Source organism: Pseudomonas sp. 9Ag (assembly GCF_902506445.1).
Lineage (GTDB): Bacteria > Pseudomonadota > Gammaproteobacteria > Pseudomonadales > Pseudomonadaceae > Stutzerimonas > Stutzerimonas stutzeri_AB.
On record NZ_LR733836.1, the window covers coordinates 4,262,745 to 4,283,365 of the forward strand.

The 20,621-nt window shown below is 63.3% G+C and carries 22 protein-coding genes; 5 read left to right on the forward strand and 17 right to left on the reverse strand.

The features are described from left to right. Nucleotides 1-41: 41 nt before the first annotated feature. Nucleotides 42-815 (forward strand): MetQ/NlpA family ABC transporter substrate-binding protein, encoded by a 774-nt coding sequence (locus ALTERO38_RS19550; protein ID WP_159969398.1) that lies wholly within the window; start codon nt 42-44, stop codon nt 813-815. 125 nt (nt 816-940) lie between these two features. Here the strand turns inward: ALTERO38_RS19550 and ALTERO38_RS19555 are convergent, their stop codons facing one another. The 5 genes from ALTERO38_RS19555 to ALTERO38_RS19575 are packed head-to-tail and all read right to left on the reverse strand — an operon-like array spanning nt 941 to nt 4,917. Next, the gene (locus ALTERO38_RS19555; protein ID WP_159969399.1) at nt 941-1,573 is read right to left on the reverse strand and encodes an SCO family protein; all 633 of its coding nucleotides are present in this window, start codon (nt 1,571-1,573) and stop codon (nt 941-943) included. 20 nt (nt 1,574-1,593) lie between these two features. After that, complete coding sequence (cyoE, locus tag ALTERO38_RS19560; protein ID WP_102837206.1) at nt 1,594-2,493, reverse strand: heme o synthase; 900 nt, start codon at nt 2,491-2,493, stop codon at nt 1,594-1,596. Between the two features lie 10 nt (nt 2,494-2,503). Continuing rightward, nucleotides 2,504-3,565 carry a heme A synthase gene (locus tag ALTERO38_RS19565; RefSeq protein ID WP_159969400.1) on the reverse strand — a complete coding sequence of 354 codons (1,062 nt, stop codon included), beginning with the start codon at nt 3,563-3,565 and terminating at the stop codon, nt 2,504-2,506. 57 nt (nt 3,566-3,622) lie between these two features. After that, nucleotides 3,623-4,204, reverse strand: coding sequence for a hypothetical protein (locus ALTERO38_RS19570; protein WP_159969738.1), 582 nt, complete (start codon nt 4,202-4,204; stop codon nt 3,623-3,625). A gap of 5 nt (nt 4,205-4,209) precedes the next feature. Then, entirely contained in the window at nt 4,210-4,917 is a 708-nt protein-coding gene (locus ALTERO38_RS19575) for an SURF1 family protein (protein ID WP_159969739.1), read from the reverse strand. A gap of 81 nt (nt 4,918-4,998) precedes the next feature. Between ALTERO38_RS19575 and ALTERO38_RS19580 the strand changes: the two genes are divergently transcribed. Beyond that, on the forward strand, nt 4,999-5,202 hold the full coding sequence (locus ALTERO38_RS19580; protein WP_101152710.1) for a twin transmembrane helix small protein: 204 nt from the start codon (nt 4,999-5,001) through the stop codon (nt 5,200-5,202). Between the two features lie 5 nt (nt 5,203-5,207). On the opposite strand, the gene ALTERO38_RS19585 is transcribed toward ALTERO38_RS19580, so the two are convergent. The 10 genes from ALTERO38_RS19585 to ALTERO38_RS19630 form a co-directional block, all read right to left on the reverse strand. Next, nucleotides 5,208-6,107: a cytochrome c oxidase subunit 3 gene (locus ALTERO38_RS19585; protein ID WP_159969401.1), complete on the reverse strand. Its 900-nt coding sequence runs from the start codon at nt 6,105-6,107 to the stop codon at nt 5,208-5,210. Then, on the reverse strand, nt 6,104-6,685 hold the full coding sequence (locus tag ALTERO38_RS19590) for a cytochrome c oxidase assembly protein (protein ID WP_102837211.1): 582 nt from the start codon (nt 6,683-6,685) through the stop codon (nt 6,104-6,106). Before ALTERO38_RS19590 ends, ALTERO38_RS19585 begins: the two co-directional genes overlap by 4 nt. Nucleotides 6,686-6,708: 23 nt before the next feature. Next, nucleotides 6,709-8,337: a cytochrome c oxidase subunit I gene (ctaD, locus tag ALTERO38_RS19595; RefSeq protein ID WP_102837212.1), complete on the reverse strand. Its 1,629-nt coding sequence runs from the start codon at nt 8,335-8,337 to the stop codon at nt 6,709-6,711. A gap of 12 nt (nt 8,338-8,349) precedes the next feature. After that, nucleotides 8,350-9,483, reverse strand: a complete 1,134-nt coding sequence (coxB, locus tag ALTERO38_RS19600) for a cytochrome c oxidase subunit II (RefSeq protein WP_159969402.1) — start codon at nt 9,481-9,483, stop codon at nt 8,350-8,352. A 214-nt stretch (nt 9,484-9,697) separates the two neighbouring features. Continuing rightward, entirely contained in the window at nt 9,698-9,979 is a 282-nt protein-coding gene (locus ALTERO38_RS19605; RefSeq protein ID WP_272888494.1) for a hypothetical protein, read from the reverse strand. Nucleotides 9,980-10,061: 82 nt separating this feature from the next. After that, nucleotides 10,062-11,126 (reverse strand): PA0069 family radical SAM protein, encoded by a 1,065-nt coding sequence (locus ALTERO38_RS19610; RefSeq protein WP_159969403.1) that lies wholly within the window; start codon nt 11,124-11,126, stop codon nt 10,062-10,064. Nucleotides 11,127-11,377: 251 nt separating this feature from the next. Then, nucleotides 11,378-12,145 carry a DUF1835 domain-containing protein gene (locus ALTERO38_RS19615; RefSeq protein ID WP_159969404.1) on the reverse strand — a complete coding sequence of 256 codons (768 nt, stop codon included), beginning with the start codon at nt 12,143-12,145 and terminating at the stop codon, nt 11,378-11,380. Nucleotides 12,146-12,162: 17 nt separating this feature from the next. Next, complete coding sequence (locus tag ALTERO38_RS19620; protein ID WP_102837217.1) at nt 12,163-12,441, reverse strand: YheV family putative zinc ribbon protein; 279 nt, start codon at nt 12,439-12,441, stop codon at nt 12,163-12,165. Then, nucleotides 12,438-14,486 (reverse strand): oligopeptidase A, encoded by a 2,049-nt coding sequence (gene prlC / locus ALTERO38_RS19625; RefSeq protein ID WP_159969405.1) that lies wholly within the window; start codon nt 14,484-14,486, stop codon nt 12,438-12,440. Before prlC ends, ALTERO38_RS19620 begins: the two co-directional genes overlap by 4 nt. Before the next feature lie 134 nt (nt 14,487-14,620). Beyond that, nucleotides 14,621-15,610 (reverse strand): bile acid:sodium symporter family protein, encoded by a 990-nt coding sequence (locus tag ALTERO38_RS19630; protein WP_102837219.1) that lies wholly within the window; start codon nt 15,608-15,610, stop codon nt 14,621-14,623. Nucleotides 15,611-15,693: 83 nt separating this feature from the next. Between ALTERO38_RS19630 and ALTERO38_RS19635 the strand changes: the two genes are divergently transcribed. The 3 genes from ALTERO38_RS19635 to ALTERO38_RS19645 all read left to right on the forward strand — a co-directional run bounded on the left by ALTERO38_RS19635 (nt 15,694) and on the right by ALTERO38_RS19645 (nt 17,815). Beyond that, entirely contained in the window at nt 15,694-16,518 is an 825-nt protein-coding gene (locus ALTERO38_RS19635; RefSeq protein ID WP_159969406.1) for a helix-turn-helix transcriptional regulator, read from the forward strand. A gap of 37 nt (nt 16,519-16,555) precedes the next feature. Continuing rightward, entirely contained in the window at nt 16,556-17,098 is a 543-nt protein-coding gene (locus ALTERO38_RS19640) for a gamma carbonic anhydrase family protein (RefSeq protein ID WP_159969407.1), read from the forward strand. A gap of 72 nt (nt 17,099-17,170) precedes the next feature. After that, nucleotides 17,171-17,815: an HAD family hydrolase gene (locus ALTERO38_RS19645; RefSeq protein ID WP_159969408.1), complete on the forward strand. Its 645-nt coding sequence runs from the start codon at nt 17,171-17,173 to the stop codon at nt 17,813-17,815. Here ALTERO38_RS19645 and ALTERO38_RS19650 read toward each other — a convergent pair. Continuing rightward, nucleotides 17,812-19,755: an alkaline phosphatase D family protein gene (locus tag ALTERO38_RS19650; protein ID WP_178114609.1), complete on the reverse strand. Its 1,944-nt coding sequence runs from the start codon at nt 19,753-19,755 to the stop codon at nt 17,812-17,814. The genes ALTERO38_RS19645 and ALTERO38_RS19650 overlap by 4 nt on opposite strands. A 230-nt stretch (nt 19,756-19,985) precedes the next feature. Beyond that, a complete protein-coding gene (locus tag ALTERO38_RS19655; RefSeq protein WP_159969409.1) occupies nt 19,986-20,567 on the reverse strand; it encodes an alpha/beta hydrolase in 582 nt (193 codons plus the stop codon). Nucleotides 20,568-20,621 lie beyond the last annotated feature (54 nt).

Below are 20,621 nucleotides of genomic sequence, written 5' to 3' on the forward strand. Positions count from 1 at the left end.
GCCTAACCGGCACCGCTACAGGAACCCACAAGGAACCCTCCATGAAAAAACTGCTTGCTGCCTTTGCCGCTGTCGCGGCCTTCTCCGCCCAAGCCGCCGACGAACTGAACGTCGCCGCGACGGCTGTTCCACACGCGGAAATCCTCGAATTCGTCAAACCTCAGCTGACCGAACAGGGCGTAGACCTGAACGTGAAAGTCTTCACCGACTACGTGCAGCCGAACATCCAGGTGTCCGAGAAGCGCCTGGACGCCAACTTCTTCCAGCACCAGCCGTACCTGGATGAGTTCAACAAGGGCAAGGGCACCGAACTGGTCAGTGTGGCTGGCGTACACATCGAGCCCTTCGGCGCTTACTCGAGCAAGCACAAGTCGCTGGACGAGCTGCCCAAAGGCGCGACCGTCGTGATCCCCAACGACGCCACCAACGGCGGCCGTGCGCTGCTGCTGCTGCAGAAGGCCGGCGTGATCACGCTGAAGGACGGCGCCGGGATCACTGCCACGCCAAAGGACATCGCCGAGAACCCGAAGAACATCAAGATTCGTGAGCTGGAAGCCGCGACTCTTCCGCGCGTGCTGACCCAGGTCGACCTGGCGCTGATCAACACCAACTACGCCCTCGAAGCCAAGCTCAACCCCACCGAAGACGCCCTGTTCATCGAAGGCAACGACTCGCCGTACGTGAACATCTTGGTTGCCCGCCCGGACAACAAGGACAGCGCCGCCATGCAGAAGCTGATCGAAGCGCTGCACAGCGAAGAGGTGAAGCAGTTCATCAATGAGAAGTACGAAGGCGCAGTGGTTCCGGCGTTCTAATCGCGACGGAAGAGGAGCGGCGTACAGCGTCGCCCCGTTTGCACTTGAGACAGGCCCGCCACGTGCGGGCCTTGTTGTTTCTGTTAGCAGCACACTGGGGCAGCAGCTGAGCTGCGGGTAAATGGTTACTCCAGCGCCAGCACTGCCGGCAGCTGCTCGGCCAGCTTTTCGGTACGCAGCGGCGCACGGACGAAGCCGCGCAGGCGGCCGTCGGGGCCGATCAGGGCGAGGTTGCCGCCGTGGTCGACCGTGTAGTTGTCCTTCGAGGTGTCGGCCGGAATGAAGGGCACACCGGCAGCATTGGCCAAAGTCTGAATGTCGTCCAGCGAGCCGGTCAGGCCGATGAACTCGGCTCCGAAATACTCCAGATACTTTTTCAATTGCGCGGGCGTGTCACGCTCGGGATCGACGCTGACCAGGATCGGCTGCATTCGCTGCCGTGCCGCTTCCGGTAGCTGGCCGCGCAGCTGACGCAGCTCAGCCAGGGTCGCCGGGCAGATATCCGGGCAGAAGGTGTAGCCGAAGAACAGTAGATTCCAGCGTCCTTCAAGGCTCTTCATCGACACGGGCTCGCCGTTCTGATTGGTCAGCGTCAGGTCAGGCACGTCGCGGCCCTGGGGCAGCATGACGATACCGGCATCGAGCAGGTCGGCGGTGTCGAGCTGCTGCTCGGTGTTGAGCACCTTGTAAACCGTTAGGCCGATGACCAGCGCAACCAGCGCTACGAGAATGAATACGGTTTTCTGGATGCGTGTCATGTAGGTCCTTGTCGGCCGGCTTAAAAGGTCAGCGGCAAATAATGATCAACCAGCAAGGCGATGAACAGCGCGAACAAGTACCAGATGCTGAATTTGAAGGTCTTGATGGCGGCATGAGGGCGGCTGTCGCGATAGAGCACGACTGTCCAGAACAGGAAGCGTGCGCCCAGCAGCACGGCGGCAGCGAGGTACAGCGGGCCACTCATGTGGATGGCAAAGGGCATGACGCTGACCGCCAGCAACATCGCGGTATAGAGCAAGATATGCACCTTGGTGTAGTGCTCGCCGTGGGTCACCGGCAGCATCGGCACGTTGACCTTGGCGTACTCATCCTTGCGGTGGATGGCCAGCGCCCAGAAGTGCGGCGGGGTCCAGGCGAAGATGATCAGCACCAGCAACAGCGGTTCGGCCGTCACCTGACCAGTCACCGCGACCCAGCCCAGCAGCGGCGGCGCAGCGCCGGCCAACCCGCCAATAACGATGTTTTGCGGCGTGGCGCGCTTGAGAAAGCCGGTATAGATCACCGCATAACCGATCAGCGAGGCCAGCGTCAGCCAGGCTGCTAGCGCATTGGTAAAGGTCAGCAGCAGCGCCATCCCGGCAACACTGAGCACTAAGGCGAACAGCAACGCGGCGGCCGGCGCGACTCGGCCTTGTGCCAACGGCCGCTTATGGGTGCGCGCCATTTCCAGGTCGATGCGCCGGTCCACCACATGGTTGATTGCCGCCGCGCCACCGGCACAGAGCGCGATGCCCAGGTTGCCGAATAACAGAACCGTCCACGGCACACCCGAGCGTGTCGCGAGAAACATGCCCACCAATGAAGTGATGAGCATCAGGACCACCACCCTGGGCTTTGTCAGCTCGAGGTAGTCGCGCCAGATGGCCTGGGCGCCGCGTTCGCTGATGAGAGTGGCCATGGGATTCTCCTTATGCGCGAGGCAGGTCGAGCCTGCTCGTCGTGTTCGAATTCAGATGTGGCTGATGAGCCGCTGCGGTGGCAACCGTCGGGTGTAGACGCAGGCGATGGTTGATCAGCACGGTGACCAGCAGCAGCAGCGCACCGCCGCCGTTGTGAGCGACTGCAACCGCCAGCGGGAGATTGAGCAGCACGTTGCTGATGCCCAGCCCGATCTGCAGGGCCAGCGCGGCGACAAGCAGCGCGGCCAGCCGCGACAGGCCGTTGCGCCAGAGCTGCCAGGCCAGCACCAGCAGAATCAGCGTCACCGTGAGCGCGCCCAGCCGATGAGTCAGGTGAATGGCGGTACGCGCTTCGCCATAGAGCATGCCGCCGAGGTAGTTGGGGCCGATGTCGTGATGGGTCAGGTTGAAGGCGTTGGCGAAATCCATCTGCGGCCACCACTGGCCGTGGCAGGTCGGAAAATCGGTGCAGGCCACCGCCGCGTAATTGCTGCTGACCCAGCCGCCCAGCGCCACCTGGACGATCACTGCGAGCATGCCGATCAGCGCGAACGTTCTGAGCTTGCCCGGCACGCTCGGAATCAACGGCCGCCGACCGGACAGGCGCAGCGTCAGCAGGAACAGGAGACTCAAGGTGGTGAAGCCACCCAGCAGATGCGCCGTGACCACCTGCGGCCAGAGTTGCAGGGTCACCGTCCACATGCCGAATGCCGCCTGGGCGATGACGACCGCGAGCAGCAGCAAGGGAAGTTTGAGCGGCTGTCCCGGCTCGTTGCGTCGGCGAAGCGCCTGCACCGCAAGCCCGAGAATGACCAGCCCCAGCGCACCGGCGAAGTAGCGATGCACCATTTCGTTCCAGCCCTTGTGCACCTCCAGCGGCGCATCGGGGAAGCGCATCGCCGCGAGGCTCTGCTTGTCCTCGCTCATGGGTACGCTAAGAAAGCCGTAGCAGCCGGGCCAGTCCGGGCAACCGAGGCCGGCATGAGTCAGCCGTGTATAGGCGCCGAGCAACACCACCACGACAGCCAATAGCGTGGCGACAAAGGCGAGGCGGTAGCCGGGTTTTGCCATCTGCTTCTCCTTGAACGACCTCTTTGGGACTCCAGCGAGGCGGCTGAGTGCCTTGGATCAACCGATCTGGGAGATTTTCAGCAGGTGTTTGAGGTCATCGAGGATCGCCTTTCCGTTGGCCTTGCCGTCATAACGCAGCACCAGATTGCCGTGGGGATCGACGATCCACAGCTGCGCACCCTGCGGTAAATCAGGATTGGCGCCGTAAACGTCAGGGTTCAGGGCGTAGCGCTGCAGCTGCGGATACTCTTGCTGCAGGCGCTGGTCGTACTCGGCAGCCAAAGGCTGCGCACTGGCGAGGACATGGCTGGCCCGGCCTGCTTCGCGGGCCAGGCCGATGTTGATCTGGCGGGCCAGGTAGACCAGCTGCTGACAGTCCTCAGCGCAACCCTGCGGTGCGGTGACCAGCAATTCCCAGCGCGGCTCGGCAGCCACCGGCGCGGTGACACCCAGAGCATCGCGGCCCTGGCCGGTGGCAACCAGCGCACCGTCGTAGGTACGGGTTTCGGGCACCCAGAAACCGAAGCGGTACATGGCGCTCGCCAGCAGCATGGGGCCGATCACCACCGCAAGGATCAGCAGCAATTGCAAACGTCCCCGGCGCCGTTGTGCCGGTGCAGCCTTGAAGGTCGGATTCATCGCGGTCACTGCTTGCTCCCCCGTGCCTGATGCACGCCGAAGTAGATGAACAACGCCAGCAGTGCCGCTGCCAGCGCAAACCATTGCACGGCATAGCCGACATGTTGCTGCGGCTGCATGAAGGTCACCGGCCAGTCGGCGCGATAAGCCGCGGGGCCCGGGTCCAGCCGCAGCTGATATTTGATGCCGTCGCGGTCGAGCAACTGCCAGATATCTTTCACGTCGACGTGGTTGATCAGACGCGGCCAGCCTTCTGCCATCCGCCGGTTGAGAATGAACGGGTCGCCGGAGGGCGCGTAGATCCAGGCGGACAGCTTCAGCGGGCGATCCGGGGTGTCGAATTTCGGGGGGATGCGCCGGTCCGGCCAGGGCAACCAGCCGCGGTTGACCAGCACCCAACGGCCGCTGGGCTGATCCTGAAACGGCTGCAGCAACTCGACACCAACGCGACCATCGCGGGTGCGGCTGTCCAACAGGAAGCTGTGCTCGGCGTCGAAGCTGCCCTGCAGGTTAACGCGTGTATAGGCCGGCTCCTGGAGCGTGTCGATCTGCTCCGGGCCGATGGGAGCAGCGGCCTCGCGCGCTTCCTGACGAGCCAGCATGTCGCGCTTCTGCTCACCGCGCTCCAGCTGCCAGAAACCCAGCCAGACCAGTAACGGCAACAGACACAGCACCACAAGCGTGGGTATGACACCCGGCTTGAAGCCGTTCATACCCTGCCCCGCGGCGTATTGATCGGGCTGGCTATACTGCACCCCCACTTCTCCCAGTTCCCCTGTTACGGCGGACCGCTCATGCTCAAGGCGGCAATTGTTCTGTTATTAGTAGCCACACTGGTCAGTCTGTTCAGTGGTCTGTTTTTTCTGGTCAAGGACGAAGGCCGAACCTCACGCGTGCTCACCGCCCTCTTCGTTCGTGTCTCCCTCACGGCATTGACGGTCGCCCTGATTGCATGGGGCTTCTATAGCGGGCAGCTGCAACCCGGTTTCGGCGCCTGATCGGCTTAAATCACGTAGACGAATACGAACAAGCCAATCCACACCACATCCACGAAGTGCCAATACCAGGCCGCCGCCTCGAAGCCGAAATGCTGCTCAGCCGTGAAGTGACCGCGGAAGCTGCGCACCAGCATCACCGTCAGGATGATTGCGCCCATGGTCACGTGGGCGCCGTGGAAGCCCGTGAGCATAAAGAAGGTCGCGCCGTAGATGCCCGAGCCCAGAGTCAGGCCCAGCTCGGTGTAGGCGTGTATGTACTCTTCGATCTGCAATGTCAGGAAGGCGATGCCCAGCAGCACGGTGATTCCCAGCCCCAACTTGAGCTGCTTGCGGTGTGCCTTGCGCAGCGCGTGGTGCGCCCAGGTCAGGGTGAAGCTGGAGGTCACCAGCAGGATGGTGTTGATCAGTGGCAGGCCCCACGGGCTGATGGTGCCCTCCGGCGCGGGATAGACACCCGGGTCGGGGTTGTTCAGCAGCGGCCAGCTGTACTCGAAGTTCGGCCAGAGCATGGCGCTGACGCCCTTGTCGCCTTCACCGTCTAGCCAGGGGCCTACCCAGTAGCGGATGTAGAACAGCACGCCGAAAAAGGCGAGAAAGAACATCACCTCGGAAAAGATGAACCAGCTCATGCCCCAGCGGAACGAGCGGTCCATCTGCGCGCTGTACAGTCCCGCGCGGCCCTCACGGACCACCGCCCCGAACCAGCCGAACATCATGTAAGCGATCAGCAATGCGCCGATAAAAAAGATGATCGGACCGCTGATCTCGTCGCGGCCGGCCTTGAGGTCGTTGAACCAGCTGCCCAGGCCGAAGACGGTAGTCAGCAGCGCCAACGTTCCCACAATCGGCCATTTGCTCTGGGCGGGAACATAGTAGTTCTCGTGCGTGGTGGTCTGTTGGCTCATTGCAGACTCTCCTTGGTCGCCACCAGATGCGCCGGATCAACGAGGGCGACGGGAGGTTGGCGGGACGTGATGTCGAACAGGGTGTAGGCGAGCGTCAGGTGACGCACATCCGCAGGCAGATCACGATCGACGATGAAACGCACCGGCATTTCGATACGCTCACCGGGTTGCAGCACTTGCTGGGTAAAGCAGAAACACTCGGTCTTGTGGAAATAGGCCGCCGCCTTTGAGGGCGACACACTGGGCACGGCCTGCGCCGTCATCGGCTTGTCGGTCGGGTTGTAGGCGATGAAGCGCATCTCGCGGCTGGAGCCGGGATGAACATTGAGCTGGTCTGCCACCGGCTTGAATTCCCAGACCATGCCCGAGGCGTTGGTGGCGAGAAACTGCACCCGCACCTCACGCGCCTCGTCTACGGTCTGCGCCCCTTCATAGGCACCCGCCGTCTTGCCGTTGATGCCGAAGGCCTTGCACATGACGTCGTAGATCGGCACCAGCGCGAAGCCGAAGGCGAACATCGCCACGACCACCAGCAACAGTCGACGTACCAGGCGGCCCAGCGGCAGCTCAGTGTTCATGGCGAGTCCTCAGAGCCGGCAGGCTAGTCATGTTTCGGACCTGTCCGATGCTCGTGCAGCTCCTCCACCGAAGGCGGCACGCTGAAGGTGTGGTACGGCGCAGGTGACGGCACACTCCACTCCAGGCCCTCCGCACCGTCCCAGGGCTTGGCAGCAGCAATCGGGCCGCCACGGATGCACTTGATCACGATGAAGAGGAACAACAGCTGCGTTGCGCCGAACATGAAGGCCCCGATGCTGGAGACCATGTTGAAGTTGGCGAACATCATGTTGTAGTCCGGGATCCGTCGCGGCATGCCGGCGAGCCCGACAAAGTGCATCGGGAAGAACGCCAGGTTCATGCCGACGAAACTCATCCAGAAATGCAGCTTGGCGAGGGTTTCGTCATACATGTGGCCGGTCCACTTCGGCAGCCAGTAGTAGGCCGAGGCGAAGATGCCGAAGATCGCCCCCGGCACCAGCACATAGTGGAAATGCGCCACCACGAAGTAGGTGTCGTGGTACTGGAAATCCGCAGGGGCGATGGCCAGCATCAGCCCAGAGAAACCGCCAATGGTGAACAGGATGACGAAGGCCACGGCGAACAACATTGGCGCCTCGAAGGTCAGCGAGCCGCGCCACATGGTCGACACCCAGTTGAATACCTTCACCCCGGTGGGCACCGCGATCAGCATGGTGGCGTACATGAAGAACAGCTCGCCGGTCAGCGGGATGCCGACGGTGAACATGTGGTGCGACCAGACAATGAACGACAGGAAGGCGATCGCGCCGGTGGCGTAGACCATCGAGGTGTAGCCGAACAGCGGCTTGCGGCTGAAGGCTGGAATGATCGAGCTGACCGCGCCGAACGCCGGCAGAATCATGATGTAGACCTCCGGATGCCCGAAGAACCAGAACACATGCTGGAACAGCACCGGGTCGCCGCCGCCGGCCGCGCTGAAGAAGCTGGTGCCGAAGTGGATGTCCATCAGCATCATGGTCACCACGCCGGCCAGCACCGGCATCACCGCGATCAGCAGAAAGGCGGTGATCAGCCAGGTCCAGACGAACAGGGGCATTTTCATCAGCGTCATGCCCGGCGCACGCAGGTTGAGCACGGTGGCGACCACGTTGATCGCCCCCATGATCGAACTGATGCCCATCAGGTGAATGGCGAAGATAAAGAAGGTCACCGATTCCGGCGCGTAGGTTGTCGACAGCGGCGCATAGAAGGTCCAACCGAAGTTCGGCCCACCGCCCTCCATGAACAAGGTGGAGACCAGCAACCCGAACGCTGCCGGCAGCAGCCAGAAGCTGAAGTTGTTCATCCGCGGCAAGGCCATGTCCGGCGCGCCGATCATCAACGGGATCATCCAGTTGGCCAGCCCGACGAAGGCCGGCATCACCGCGCCGAACACCATGATCAGCCCGTGCATGGTGGTCATCTGGTTGAAGAATTCCGGCTGCACGATCTGCAAGCCCGGCTGGAACAGCTCGGCGCGGATCACCATCGCCATCGAACCGCCCAGCAGAAACGCGCAGAAGCTGAACCACAGGTACATCGAACCGATGTCCTTGTGGTTGGTGGTCAGCAGCCAGCGTGAGAGGCCCTTGGCCGGGCCGTGGTGATGGTCATGCCCGGCATGACCATGATCGTCGATCACTGCACTCATCACCTGATCCTCTTACTGGGTGGCTTCTTCGGCCTGTTTGAAGATGAGCACGTCTCTCGGCGTGACCATGTCGCCGGTGTCGTTACCCCAGGCGTGACGCTCGTAGGTCACTACTGCAGCGATATCGACTTCCGAGAGTTGCGGGCCGAAGGCAGGCATCGATGTGCCGGGAGAGCCCTTTACGACGATGCTGATATGGTTTTCCGCATCCCCCGTCGCTATCGGCGAGCCCTTGAGTGCCGGGAACATAGGCGGCAGCCCTTCGCCCGAAGCCTGGTGACAGGCCGCGCAGTTGGTTTGGTAGACCTTTTCACCCCGAGCGGTCAGCTCTTCGAGCGTCCATTCCTTGCTAGTCAGTTCGGCCAGCTTGGCGGCTTCAGCCTTCTTCTCGCCGAGCCAGGTGGCATAGTCCTCCTGGGATTTCACCTCGACCACCACCGGCATGAAGCCGTGGTCCTTGCCGCACAGCTCGGTGCACTGGCCGCGGTAAATGCCGGGCTGCTCGACGCGAGTCCAGGATTCGTTGATAAAGCCGGGGATGGCGTCCTTCTTCACCGCCAGATCCGGTACCCACCAGGAATGGATGACGTCCGCAGCAGTGATCAGGAAGCGCACCTTGGCACCTACGGGAATCACCAGCGGCTCGTCTACCTCCAGCAGGTAGTGCTCGCCCTTGGGGGCCAGGTTGTTGATCTGATCGCGGGGGGTGGTGAGGTTGCTGAAGAACTCGACGTCCTCACCCAGGTATTTGTAGTGCCATTTCCACTGATAGCCGGTGATCTGGATGTCCACGTCCGATTCGGTGGGATCGTAGATATGGATGAGCGTGCGGGTGGCGGGCACGGCCATACCGACCAGAATCAGCAGCGGAATGATGGTCCAGAGCACCTCGACCTTGGTGTTCTCGTGGAAATGTGCCGAATCCAGCCGCTTGGAGCGGCGGTGGGCGAACATCGACCAGAACATCACCGCGAACACCAGCACGCCGATGATTACGCAGATCCAGAAGATGGTCATGTGCAGATCGAATACGGAGCGACTGACGTCCGTGGCGCCGGCGCGCATGTTCACGTCCCAGGCTGCCTGGGCCTGACCGAACAGCGACCACAGCCCCATCCCCATCCAGACTCGTGGATGTCGCGACATTGCGGGTTCCCCTTATGGTTCTTGTTATCCCGCCGACTACCTGTCCGGCCGCAGAGCGGAGCGAAACGCTCGCTAGGACGGCCTGACTACGCTCTGATCTGGCTCCCCCCAATGCCTGGTTGCCAGTCCTCGCTTTGCACGCGCAGTCGGATTCAATCGGTACGCTTACGATCGGAGTATAGACAGCGATGCAAGACTGGCAATTTCGTCAGGATCAGGCGCTGGCTTCTGCCGTGTGGTCGTTCTTTTTCACGCCGCGGATGTTCATCAACGCCAGACACACCTGCAGCGTGATCAGCGCCCAGGCTTCGGCGGACCAGCCCCAGATGACCCAGAGCAGGTTGCTGAGCAGGAAGCACCAGAAGCCCACCGTTCGCCGTTGCGGTTTGAGCGAGCCAATCAGCCACGCCGCCAGAACCGTGACCACCATTGCCGGCCATTGCAGAAGATCGATCCAGTCCACCTTGCCTCCAGAAACGAATGCGCACCGGACCATACCGGCGCCGCAGCGATACCTGGATTGGTGCGCCGAGCGCTTCGTATAGTTCCGGTGATCCGCCCTGCGGGCCCGGGCATGACTAGAGCAGGTTCATCTGCTGCCCGGGCGGCGCGAAGCAAGTGCAATCGAGTCCGTAATTCTGGTCGCGGCGGTTGTAGCCCAACCGCTTGCAGGCCAGCTGGAAGCGCTGCGCCAAGAGCTGGGCGAACTGCCCTTCGCCGCGCATGCGGCTGCCGAAGCGGCTGTCGTAATCCTTGCCACCGCGCGACTGCCGTACCAGGCTCATGACATGCGCGGCACGCTGGGGGAAATGCTCCTGCAGCCACTCATCGAACAGAGTCGCCACTTCGTGCGGCAGGCGAAGCAGCACATAACCGGCCGAGCGCGCGCCGGCTTCCCGGGCGGCTTCGAGCATGCGCTCCAGCTCCATGTCGTTGATCATCGGAATCATCGGCGCACACATCACGCTGACCGGCACACCCGCCTCATGCAGGGTCCGCAACACCCGCAGCCGTGCCGAGGGGGACGCGGTACGAGGCTCCATGATGCGTTTGAGCTCGTCGTCCAGGCTGGTCAGGCTGACCGAGACGCTGACCAGCCGTTGCTCGGCCAGCGGCACCAACAGATCCAGATCGCGCAGCACCAGCGAGCCCTTGGTGATGATGTGCACCGGATGCTTGAAGCGCAGCAGAATCTCCAGCGCCTGGCGTGTCAGCTGTTGTTCGCGTTCCAGCGGCTGATAGGCATCGGTGTTGACCCCCAGCGCAATGGGTTGCGGCACGTAGCCGGGCTTGCTCAGCTCCTGCTCCAGGCGCTCGGCAAGGTTGGTCTTGGCGATCAACCGTGTCTCGAAATCAATCCCTGGCGACATGTCCCAATAGGCATGGCTGGGCCGCGCGAAGCAGTAGATGCAGCCATGTTCACAGCCGCGATAGGGGTTTACCGAACGATCGAAGCCGACATCCGGTGACTGGTTGCGGGTGAGCACGATCTTGGCTGTTTCGAAGCGTACCTCGGTGGCGCGCGTCGGTGGCACATCCTGTTCCCAGCCGTCGTCATATGCCTCGCTACGGGTCGGGGCGAAGCGGTTGTCCGGATTGATTGCGGTGCCACGGCCACGCGGCGTGCTTTTCGGCGGGTACATGACAGGCTCCGAGATACTGTATATGAATACAGTATCAGAACTTCCTCAAGCGTCGCTAATGTCGACGAGCCCGCCCGTCGAGTGGGGTGGACCGAGGCAGCCGCAGCCGCGATCTGGCAGCGCTATCTCGTCCAAAGCAATCGGTGAAAGTAAACGCTCCCTACAGAGCTGATCTCGAGGCTCAGCGGCACACATCATGTGTGCTGTGAGCAACCGGAGCCATACGGCTCATGCATGCGACAACTAGCATGTCAGCTGGACCGTCGCACCTGCACCTTGCTGTACTCGGCTTCTGCGACGTCACTGATGAGGCGAATGACGCCGCTTCTCGCCAGCTCCCGTGCGCGCCAGTAAAGGTACAGGTCCGTAGGGAAGAAGCCGTCGCAATGGCCCATGACTTCAGCCATGGCGCGGGCCAGCGGCATCCAGTCGTCGCCGCAGGCGGCGACTAACTCGCCGTCGATCCGTGACTGGTCTTCGCCGACAAACCGACCCTCGACCCAGCGACGTATCGCAGCGCTTTCCCGTACGGTGGCACGCCATTGGCCGGCGAGTTCGACGAGGCGTTCAGGGCCGACGAGGCGCGGTTGATAAAGCGCTGCCAGGGCGTCCGGCGCATTCATGGATACGGCCATGCGACTGCCAACCCGACTGTCGCCGGTGCCGCAGGCCACCTCATGAAGCGCGATTGACGAGCCTTCCAATGCCGCCGCCACACGCGCCAGCATCAGCTGTTCGGAGGCGCTATCGCCATGCCAGACCGTGACTTGCCGTGCCTGCTCAGACAGCCGCGCCAGCCACTCGGCATCGGCGGCAATGCCGGAGAAATCCGGCCGAGGCTCCAGCCCGGCAGGCCAGACGGCTTCCCAGAAGACCATACGCATTCTGCAAGGCGGAGACTCGATATCAGCCAGCGGCCCGACGGCCAGGTCGTCGCGCAGCACCCGCACCTCGCTGCCGTCAGCCAGCAGGGGCCGAACGCTCTCCGCGGCGAGGTCGCCGCAGGTGATGTGCCACATGGCGAGCCTCCCTTGGATCAGTCGGGTTTTTTCTTCAGCTTGGGATTGGGGAAAAACTGCACGGCTTGCACCTGCGGATCGGGGGCCTTGGGCTTGGCCTGGTTGACCCGCGTACCCAACTCCGAGGGCACGGATTGGCCCTGGGCGTTGAGGGTGTCAGCGTAGCCGCACTCAACGCATTCGCGATGTGGAACGCCATCGACGTCCCACATCTTGATGCTGTCGCTGGCGCTGCACGCCGGACATACCGCCCCGGCGATGAAGCGCTTGGTGGTCACCTTCGGCTCGTCGCTCATGCCACTTCCTCGGTCAGACCGAGATGGCGCAGCAGCGCATCGGTAGACGGCTCACGACCACGGAAGTCGACGAACAGCACCATCGGCTCCTGCGAGCCGCCGCGCGCCAGGATGGCCTCGCGGAAGGCGCGCCCGGTGTCGGCGTTGAATACGCCCTCTTCCTCGAAGCGCGAGAAGGCGTCGGAGGACAGCACCTCAGCCCACTTGTAGCTGTAGTAACCCGCCGCGTAACCACCGGAGAAGATGTGCGCGAAGCTGTTGGGGAAGCGGTTGCTGGCTGGCGGACGCATCACCGAGACCTCGTCGCGGATGCTTTCCAGCACCTGGAGCACGCTGCGGCCGTCTCCGTGAGTGGCGTGCAGTTCGAAGTCGAACAGTGAAAACTCCAGCTGACGCACCATCATCAGGCCGGACTGGAAGTTCTTCGCCGCCAGCATCTTGTCGAGCAGATCCTGCGGCAGGGTTTCGCCGGTCTGGTAGTGGCCGGAGATCAGCGCCAGACCTTCGGGCTCCCAGCACCAGTTCTCCATGAACTGACTCGGCAGCTCGACCGCATCCCAGGCCACGCCATTGATGCCTGATGCTCCGGCATGCTCGACCTGGGTCAGCAGGTGATGCAGTCCGTGGCCGAACTCGTGGAACAGCGTGGTGACTTCATCGTGGGTCAGCAGCGCCGGGCGCTCGCCCACCGGCGGGGTGAAGTTGCAAACCAGATTGGCCACCGGCGTTTGCAGCGTGCCGAGGCAGGTGCGGCGCTTGTCGCGTGCGCCATCCATCCAGGCACCACCGCGCTTGTTGGCCCGCGCATAGAGGTCGAAGAAAAATCGCCCGACGTGCTCGCCTTTCTCACGGATTTCAAACAGACGCACGTCCGGATGCCAACCGTCGAAGCTTTCCAGCTCGTGAATCTCGATGCCGTACAGGCGCTTGACGATGGCAAACAGGCCGGACAGCACCTTGTCCACCGGGAAGTAGGCGCGCAGCTCTTCCTGGCTCAGGCTGTAGCGGGCCTGGCGCAGCTTCTCGCCGAAGTAATTGACGTCCCAGCTCTGCAGATCGGAAACGCCCTGCTCGGCGGCAAAGGCGCGCAGCTCCTTCAGGTCGCGTTCGGCAAACGGCTTGCTGCGCTTGGCCAGGTCACGTAGGAAGCCCAGCACCTGATCGGTGCTGTCAGCCATTTTGGTCGCCAGCGACAGCTCGGCGTAGTTGCCGAAGCCCAGCAGCTTCGCCAGCTCCTGACGCAGATCGAGGATCTGCTCCATCACCGGTCCGTTGTCGAACTGGCCGGCATTCGGGCCCTGATCGGAGGCGCGGGTGGAATAGGCGACATACACCTCTTCACGCAGCGTACGGTTGTCGGCGTAGGTCATCACCGCGTAGTAGCTGGGGAATTCGAGGCTGATCAGCCAACCGTCCAGCTCCTTGGCCTTGGCCGCTTCGGCCATCTGCGCCTTGGACGACTCGGTAATGCCGGCCAGCAGGCTTTCGTCGGTGACGTGCTTGGTCCAGGCCTGGGTCGCATCGAGCAGCTGGTTGGAGAAGGTGCTGCCCAGTTCGGCGAGCTTCATGCTGATCGCGCCGAAGCGCTGCTGCTCGGCCGGCGGCAGGTCGATACCGGACAGGCGGAAGTCACGCAACGCGTGTTCGAGAATGGTCTTCTGCGCCACATCGAAGCCGTCGGCCTCGGCGCTCAGCGACAGCGCCTGGTAGGCGGCGAACAGGTCGGCGTTCTGACCCAGCTCGGTGGCGTAGGCGGACAGTTTGGGCAGACAGGCCTCGTAGGCGCTGCGCAATTCGGCATTGTTGCGGACCGCATTGAGGTGGCTGACCGGACCCCAGGCGCGGCTGAGGCGCTCGTTCATTTCGTCGAGGCCTATCACCAGGGTGCCCCAGTCGAGGCTCTCGGCGGGGCGGCTGAGCAATTCCTGCAGGGCGACGCGGTTCTCGCCTAGGACGGTATCGACCGCCGGCTCGACGTGCTCCGGACGAATCTCGGAATACGGCGGCAGGTCGAATTCCCGAAGCAGCGGATTGGTATCGGTCACGGCAGTTGCCCCTTCTGAATAAATGATCACCGGTGCATGTTAAAGACAAATGCCCGACCGCGCAGCTGGGGAACGAAGCGATAGAGCGGCTCTATTCACAACGAAACGGCGCGAGTGACGGGCATCCGTAGCGGTTATTGGACCGCCGTCTGCTCGGGCAATTCGGGGCGTCGCGCATAGCGCTGGGCGAGCACCGTGCAGACCATCAGCTGGATCTGATGAAACAGCATCAGCGGCAGGATGATCATGCCGACCGCACTGGTGGCGAACAGCACCTGCGCCATGGGCACGCCGGTCGCCAGGCTCTTCTTCGAGCCGGCGAAGAGGATGGTGATGCGGTCTTCGAGATTGAAACCAAACACCTTGGCCAGCATGGCCGTCAGCCACAGCACGATGGCCAGCAACAGACAGCAGGCCACCACCAACCCGATCAGGTGCCCAACCGGCACGATCTGCCAGAGGCCATCGACCACCGCACCGCTGAACGCGGTGTAAACCACCAGCAGGATCGAGCTCTGGTCCACGGTTTTCAGCCAGGTCTTGTTGCGCGTCACCCAGGCGCCGATCCAGCGGCGGGCGATCTGCCCGGCGATAAAGGGCACCAGCAGTTGCAGCACGATCTTGCCGATGGAATCCAGCGTCGAGCCGCTCTCGCCTTCGACACCCATCAGCAGCAATACCAGCAGCGGCGTGAGGAAGATGCCGATCAGGCTGGACGCCGCGGCGCTGCAGATGGCCGCGGGCACATTGCCGCGCGCCAGCGAGGTAAAGGCGATGGCCGATTGCACGGTGGCGGGCAGCGCGCAGAGGTAGAGCATGCCCAGGTACAGCTCGTCACCGACCATAGGGGTCAACACCGGCTTGAGCGCCAGGCCCAACAGCGGAAACATGACGAAGGTGCAGGCGAACACCAGCAGGTGCAGGCGCCAATGGCCGGCACCGGCGAGGATCGCTTCGCGCGACAGCTTGGCGCCGTGCATGAAGAACAGCAGCGCGATGGCGGCTGCCGTCAGCCACTCGAAGAACACCGCGCCGCGCCCTTCGCAGGGAAACAGCGTGGCAATGGCAACCACGGCGAGCAGGGCCAGGGTGAAGTTGTCGAAGAGCAGGCGGAGCTTGGCCATATGGATTTCCTTAGGACTTGCAGGCGACAGGGATCGACCTTAACGTGAGCGCCTACTTCCGACTAACGCCAAGCAGGCACGAAATGTCGTCAATCGGACAAGAAGCCGCACTGATTACCCGCCTTGGCGCACTCAAAGCGCTGCCGCGGCCGGTCTATGGTCAGCTCGACTCGCCGCCCAACCTCAAGCTGGGCTACCGCCACAGCCATCCCTGGGTGCAGCTGTCCCATGCGGTGGAAGGCGTGCTCGAAGTGCGCACCGACAATGGCCGCTTCATCGCACCGCCGCTGCGCGCGGTGTGGATTCCGGCAGGGGTGACGCATCAGGTCTTCTGTGCGCCGGACACCTGCATTCGCAGCCTGTATATCGACCGAAGCGTAGCGGGCGATGCGCCCGAGCATTGCCGCGTGCTGCAGGTCAGCCCCCTGCTACGCGAACTGATCCGGCATTTCAGCACCCTGCCAGAAGCCTATGCCGAAGACGGTGCAGAAGGACGACTGGTACAGGTGCTGCTCGATCAACTCGGCTGCGCACCGGAGGTCGAACTGGTGCTGCCGCTGCCCGCCGAGCCACGTCTGCATCGGCTGTGCAAAAGCCTGCAGGCGCAACCGGAGTCGCAGGAAGGTCTGGCCGACTGGAGCCGCACCCTGGGCGTATCGGAACGCACCCTGAGCCGGCTGTTCCTGCGCGAGACCGGCCTGACCTTTCGCGCCTGGCGCCAGCGACTGCGGCTGCTCAGCGCCCTGCCAGCACTGGAGCGCGGCGAGCGGGTAACCGACGTGGCGCTGGGCTGTGGTTATGAGTCCTTGTCGGCCTTTATCGCCGCCTTTCGCGAACAGTTCGGCGCCACGCCAGGCGAATTCTTCCGTCCCGGCAGCAACACACTCGATGGTCGGGTCTATCAGTGACCGGCCACCCACACACATGCGCTTACAGGAGCCACCCATGAGCATCCGAACCTTCCAGGAACACACACCGGCACTTGGCGAGCGCGTCTTCGTCGACCCCAGCGCCGTGCTCATCGGCGATATCGAGATCGGCGAAGACAGCTCCGTCTGGCCACTGACCGTGATCCGCGGCGACATGCACCGCATCCGCATCGGCAAACGCACCAGCATTCAGGACGGCAGCGTGCTGCACATCACCCATGCCGGCCCGTTCAACCCGGACGGTTTTCCGCTCACCATCGGCGACGAAGTCACCGTTGGCCACAAGGTCACGTTGCATGGCTGCACCCTGGGCAGCCGGATTCTGGTGGGCATGGGTTCGATCGTGATGGACGGCGCGGTGGTCGAAGACGAGGTCATCATCGGCGCCGGCAGCCTGGTGCCGCCGGGCAAGACGCTGGAAAGCGGCCACCTCTACGTTGGCAGCCCGGTGAAGCAGGCCCGCCCGCTCACGGAAAAAGAGCGCAGCTTCTTCAGCTACACCGCCGGCAACTACGTGAAGTTGAAGGATCAGCACTTGGCAGAAAAGCCTGAAGCCTGAAGCCTGAAGCAAAAAAATGTGCGCGAGCCGATTGTCGAACCGCGCCCCCACAGGAAATTACCGAGCCCTGCGATGCACCACTCAACCATCCTCTTCGACCTCGACGGCACCCTGACCGACCCACGCGAAGGCATTACCCGCTCGATTCAGCATGCACTGGCGCAGCTCGGCATCGACGAGCCGGATCTGGCCAAGCTGGAACCCTTTATCGGCCCACCGCTGCTGCAAGCGTTCATGGAGTTCTACGGCTTCGACGAAGCGCGGGCCTGGGAAGCGGTCGGCTATTACCGCGAGCGCTTCAAGACGATCGGCCTCTACGAAAACCTGCTGTTCGACGGCGTGCTGGAGATGCTCGAACACTTGCGCGGGCAAGGCCGGACGCTCTATGTGGCGACCTCGAAACCCTCGGTTTTCGCCCGCGAAATCGCGCGGCATTTCGCCTTCGATCAGCACTTCAAGGTCATCTATGGCAGCGAGCTGGACGGCACCCGCACCAATAAGGTCGAGCTGATCGCCCATGTGATCGCCGAAGAAAGGCTCGATCCCGAGCACACGCTGATGATCGGCGACCGCAAGCACGACCTGATCGGCGCGCACAGCAACGGCTTGCAGGCGGTCGGCGTGGGTTACGGCTTCGGCAGTCATGCCGAGCTGATGGCGCAATCGCCGGCCTACTACTACGCCACGCTGCCGGAGCTGCGCGCGGCGTTCGGCTAGCGCGCCGGGTCGCGCTCGGGGGCGAAGCTCACCGGTGGCGACCCATCGGCGTTGATCTGCTGAACCTGCGACGGTCGGCCCTTGGCATCGAGCCGGATGCGACCAATACCCGAGCCGTTCCATAGGCGTTCGCCAGACCGGCTGCGGCTCGGCAGCCACGGCTGCACCCGCACCCGGCGGCGTTTGGTGAACCAGTTCAGGGGCGAGCGCGGCGAATACAGCCAGCGGTTGAGCCGGTCGAACAGGTCGAGCAAGCGCGGCGGAAACTCATTCTTCACGCCGCTGCTGGTGATCTGCCATAACCGCGGCCCCTCGGCACGGCCGCGAATGCGTACCTCATAGGCGAACGAGTAATGCACGTCGCCGGAGAGGATCACGTAGTTACCCGGCGTGCGGGTGTGGCGGAAGATGTTGAGCATGACCTGCGCCGCGCCGCGATGGGCCATCCAGTTTTCGGCGTCGACCAACAGCGACAGGCCGGCCCAGCTGAATACGCGTTGCACAGTCTCGATCAGCTTGACGCCGAACATCGGCGCCGGCGAGACGATGATCACCGAACGATGGTCGAGCAATTCCTGCTGAAAATCCGTCAGCGCTTCCCAATCCATTAGCCCCGAAGGCCGGCTCAGGTTGCGCTCGCTGCGCCAGCGTCGGGTACGAGTATCGAGCACCACCAGCGCCGGCTCGCTGGGTATGACATAGCCCCAGTCGCCGCGCTCCAGCAGCTCGTCAACCACTTGATCATGCAGCGCGCAATCGAGTCGCCCGTCTTCGCCGCTATTGAACAACGCCTCAACCGCGCTCAAGGACGTGACGCTGGCATCCGGCGCGTTGCCCCAGGCCTGGCACAGCAGATAGCCGAGCAAGGCGTTGCCGATGATGCGCCGGGAAAACGGATGGCCGTAGGCGGTCTGCTCCCAGCGGGCGCTGAGGTTCCAGTCATCGGTGATGTCGTGGTCATCGAAGATCATCAGCGACGGCAGGTGCGCCAATGCCCGCGCCACCTGCGGCAGGCCGGCCTGGAAAGCATCGATGCAGCTCCGTTCACGCGCCCAGCGCTTGGCCTGCTCGCCGTCCAGCGCTGGCCGCTGAAGCGCGATCAGGCCCCAGGGCACGGGTGACCAGACCAGCAGGTACATCGCCAGCACCTCGCCCAGCGACACCAGATGGTTGTGCGCGCTGGAGGTGGTGAACACCGGTTTTTCCACGCCGCCAAAGAAGCGCTCACGCAGGTCTTCGTTGGATTTGAACGCAGGCAACAGTTCCGCGCGCCGGTAGTAGGTGGCTGGATGCGCCAGCAGCTCATCGCTGTCGGCGACGGTGGCGCCCTCGAGACATTCGCCATACAGCCCGAGCCGGCGAATCAGCGCATGAATGGCTACCAGAGTGGGCCCGGCCACGTCGTCGGCGTAGATCTGGTCGCCGGTCATCAGCAGCGCGGCGGGCCAGCGCTCGGGGGAGCGGCGGGTCTGGGCCACCAGCGAATCCACAGTGACCAAGCCGTCCGCCGAGGGGTGGTGAGGCTTGCGGCAGGAGCCATGCAGCAGGTCGTCGTAGCGCGAACGGACCACGAATGCCGGACGCTCGAACCCGTTATGGATCAAGTGCGGCGCCCACTCGGCGATGCCTTGTTCTCCGCCGTCGCGCTGGATCAGCAGGTCGTATTCGATCAACCGATCCACCGGCAGCGGCGTTTCCAGCTTGAGATCGATCAGGTGCAGCCAGGCTGAGGTGCCAACGCGCAGCTGACGACAGCATTCGCCGTCCAGGGCCAGCGATACCGGAGCCTCCTCTTCGGGCTGCATGGCCAGGCGCAACTGCAGCGGCTCGCTGGCCACCAGCCAGAGCACCAGCCGCCCCGCCTCGAGCCGGCGCAGCATGGGCCCGGCAAGCACAAGGGGAAGGGATGCAGCGGTGTCGGATGATGCGGGGCTGGGCATGCAACAGCTCGATGGACGGCAATGGAGCATCAGAGTGTAACGAATGGCGCCGGTTCGCCCCGGTTTGTGGGTCTGAGTCGCTCCACGGAACCGGTGGATGAAAAGAGCGTCATCCACCCTGCTCAGTGATGAGGCTCAGCCTTGTAGGGTGGATCGCGCTTCACCGATCCACCGAGCGGTGGCGAATAGCGACTGAACGAAGGGGCACTCGCCCAAAGGCCCGGGCGCCATCAAGCGCGCCGTCTTGACTGGTCGTTGAGCAGCGATTGCAGGCGGTCGAGAAAGACCAGCCCCTCTTCCCAACGATGGTGCCCCGAAGCCACGTTGATGTGTCCGACACCATTGAGCACGCTCACTTCGCTGCCCCAGGCCTTGCCCATGGCACGTGCACGGTCGGCGCTGGCGGCCGGATCATTGTCGGACCCCACCAGCACGCTCGGAAACGGCAGCGGCGCCAAGGGCAACGGCGCGAAGTTGCGCAGCGGCTCAGGGCACCCCGGTCGCTCCACATCCGCTGGCGCGACCAGCAGCGCACCCTGCACCCGCCGCAGCGCTTCGGGCGCTGTCTGTGCCACCCAATGTGCGACAGTCGGGCAGCCGAGGCTGTGCGCGATCAGCACCACCGGTTCTGGCGCGCCGGCGATGCCTCGACTCAGTTCGGCCACCCAGTCAGCACGCTGCGGCTGAAGCCAATCGGCCTGTTCGACGCGCTGGCTGTGAGGCAGGGTGCGCTGCCAGTGGCTTTGCCAATGATCCTCAGGCGAGCCGTGCCAGCCGGGGACGATCAGGTAATGAAACGATCTACGCCGCATGGGATGGCCTCTCGATGGTCACTGAGCCGCGAGTCTATAGCCCGCACGACTGCT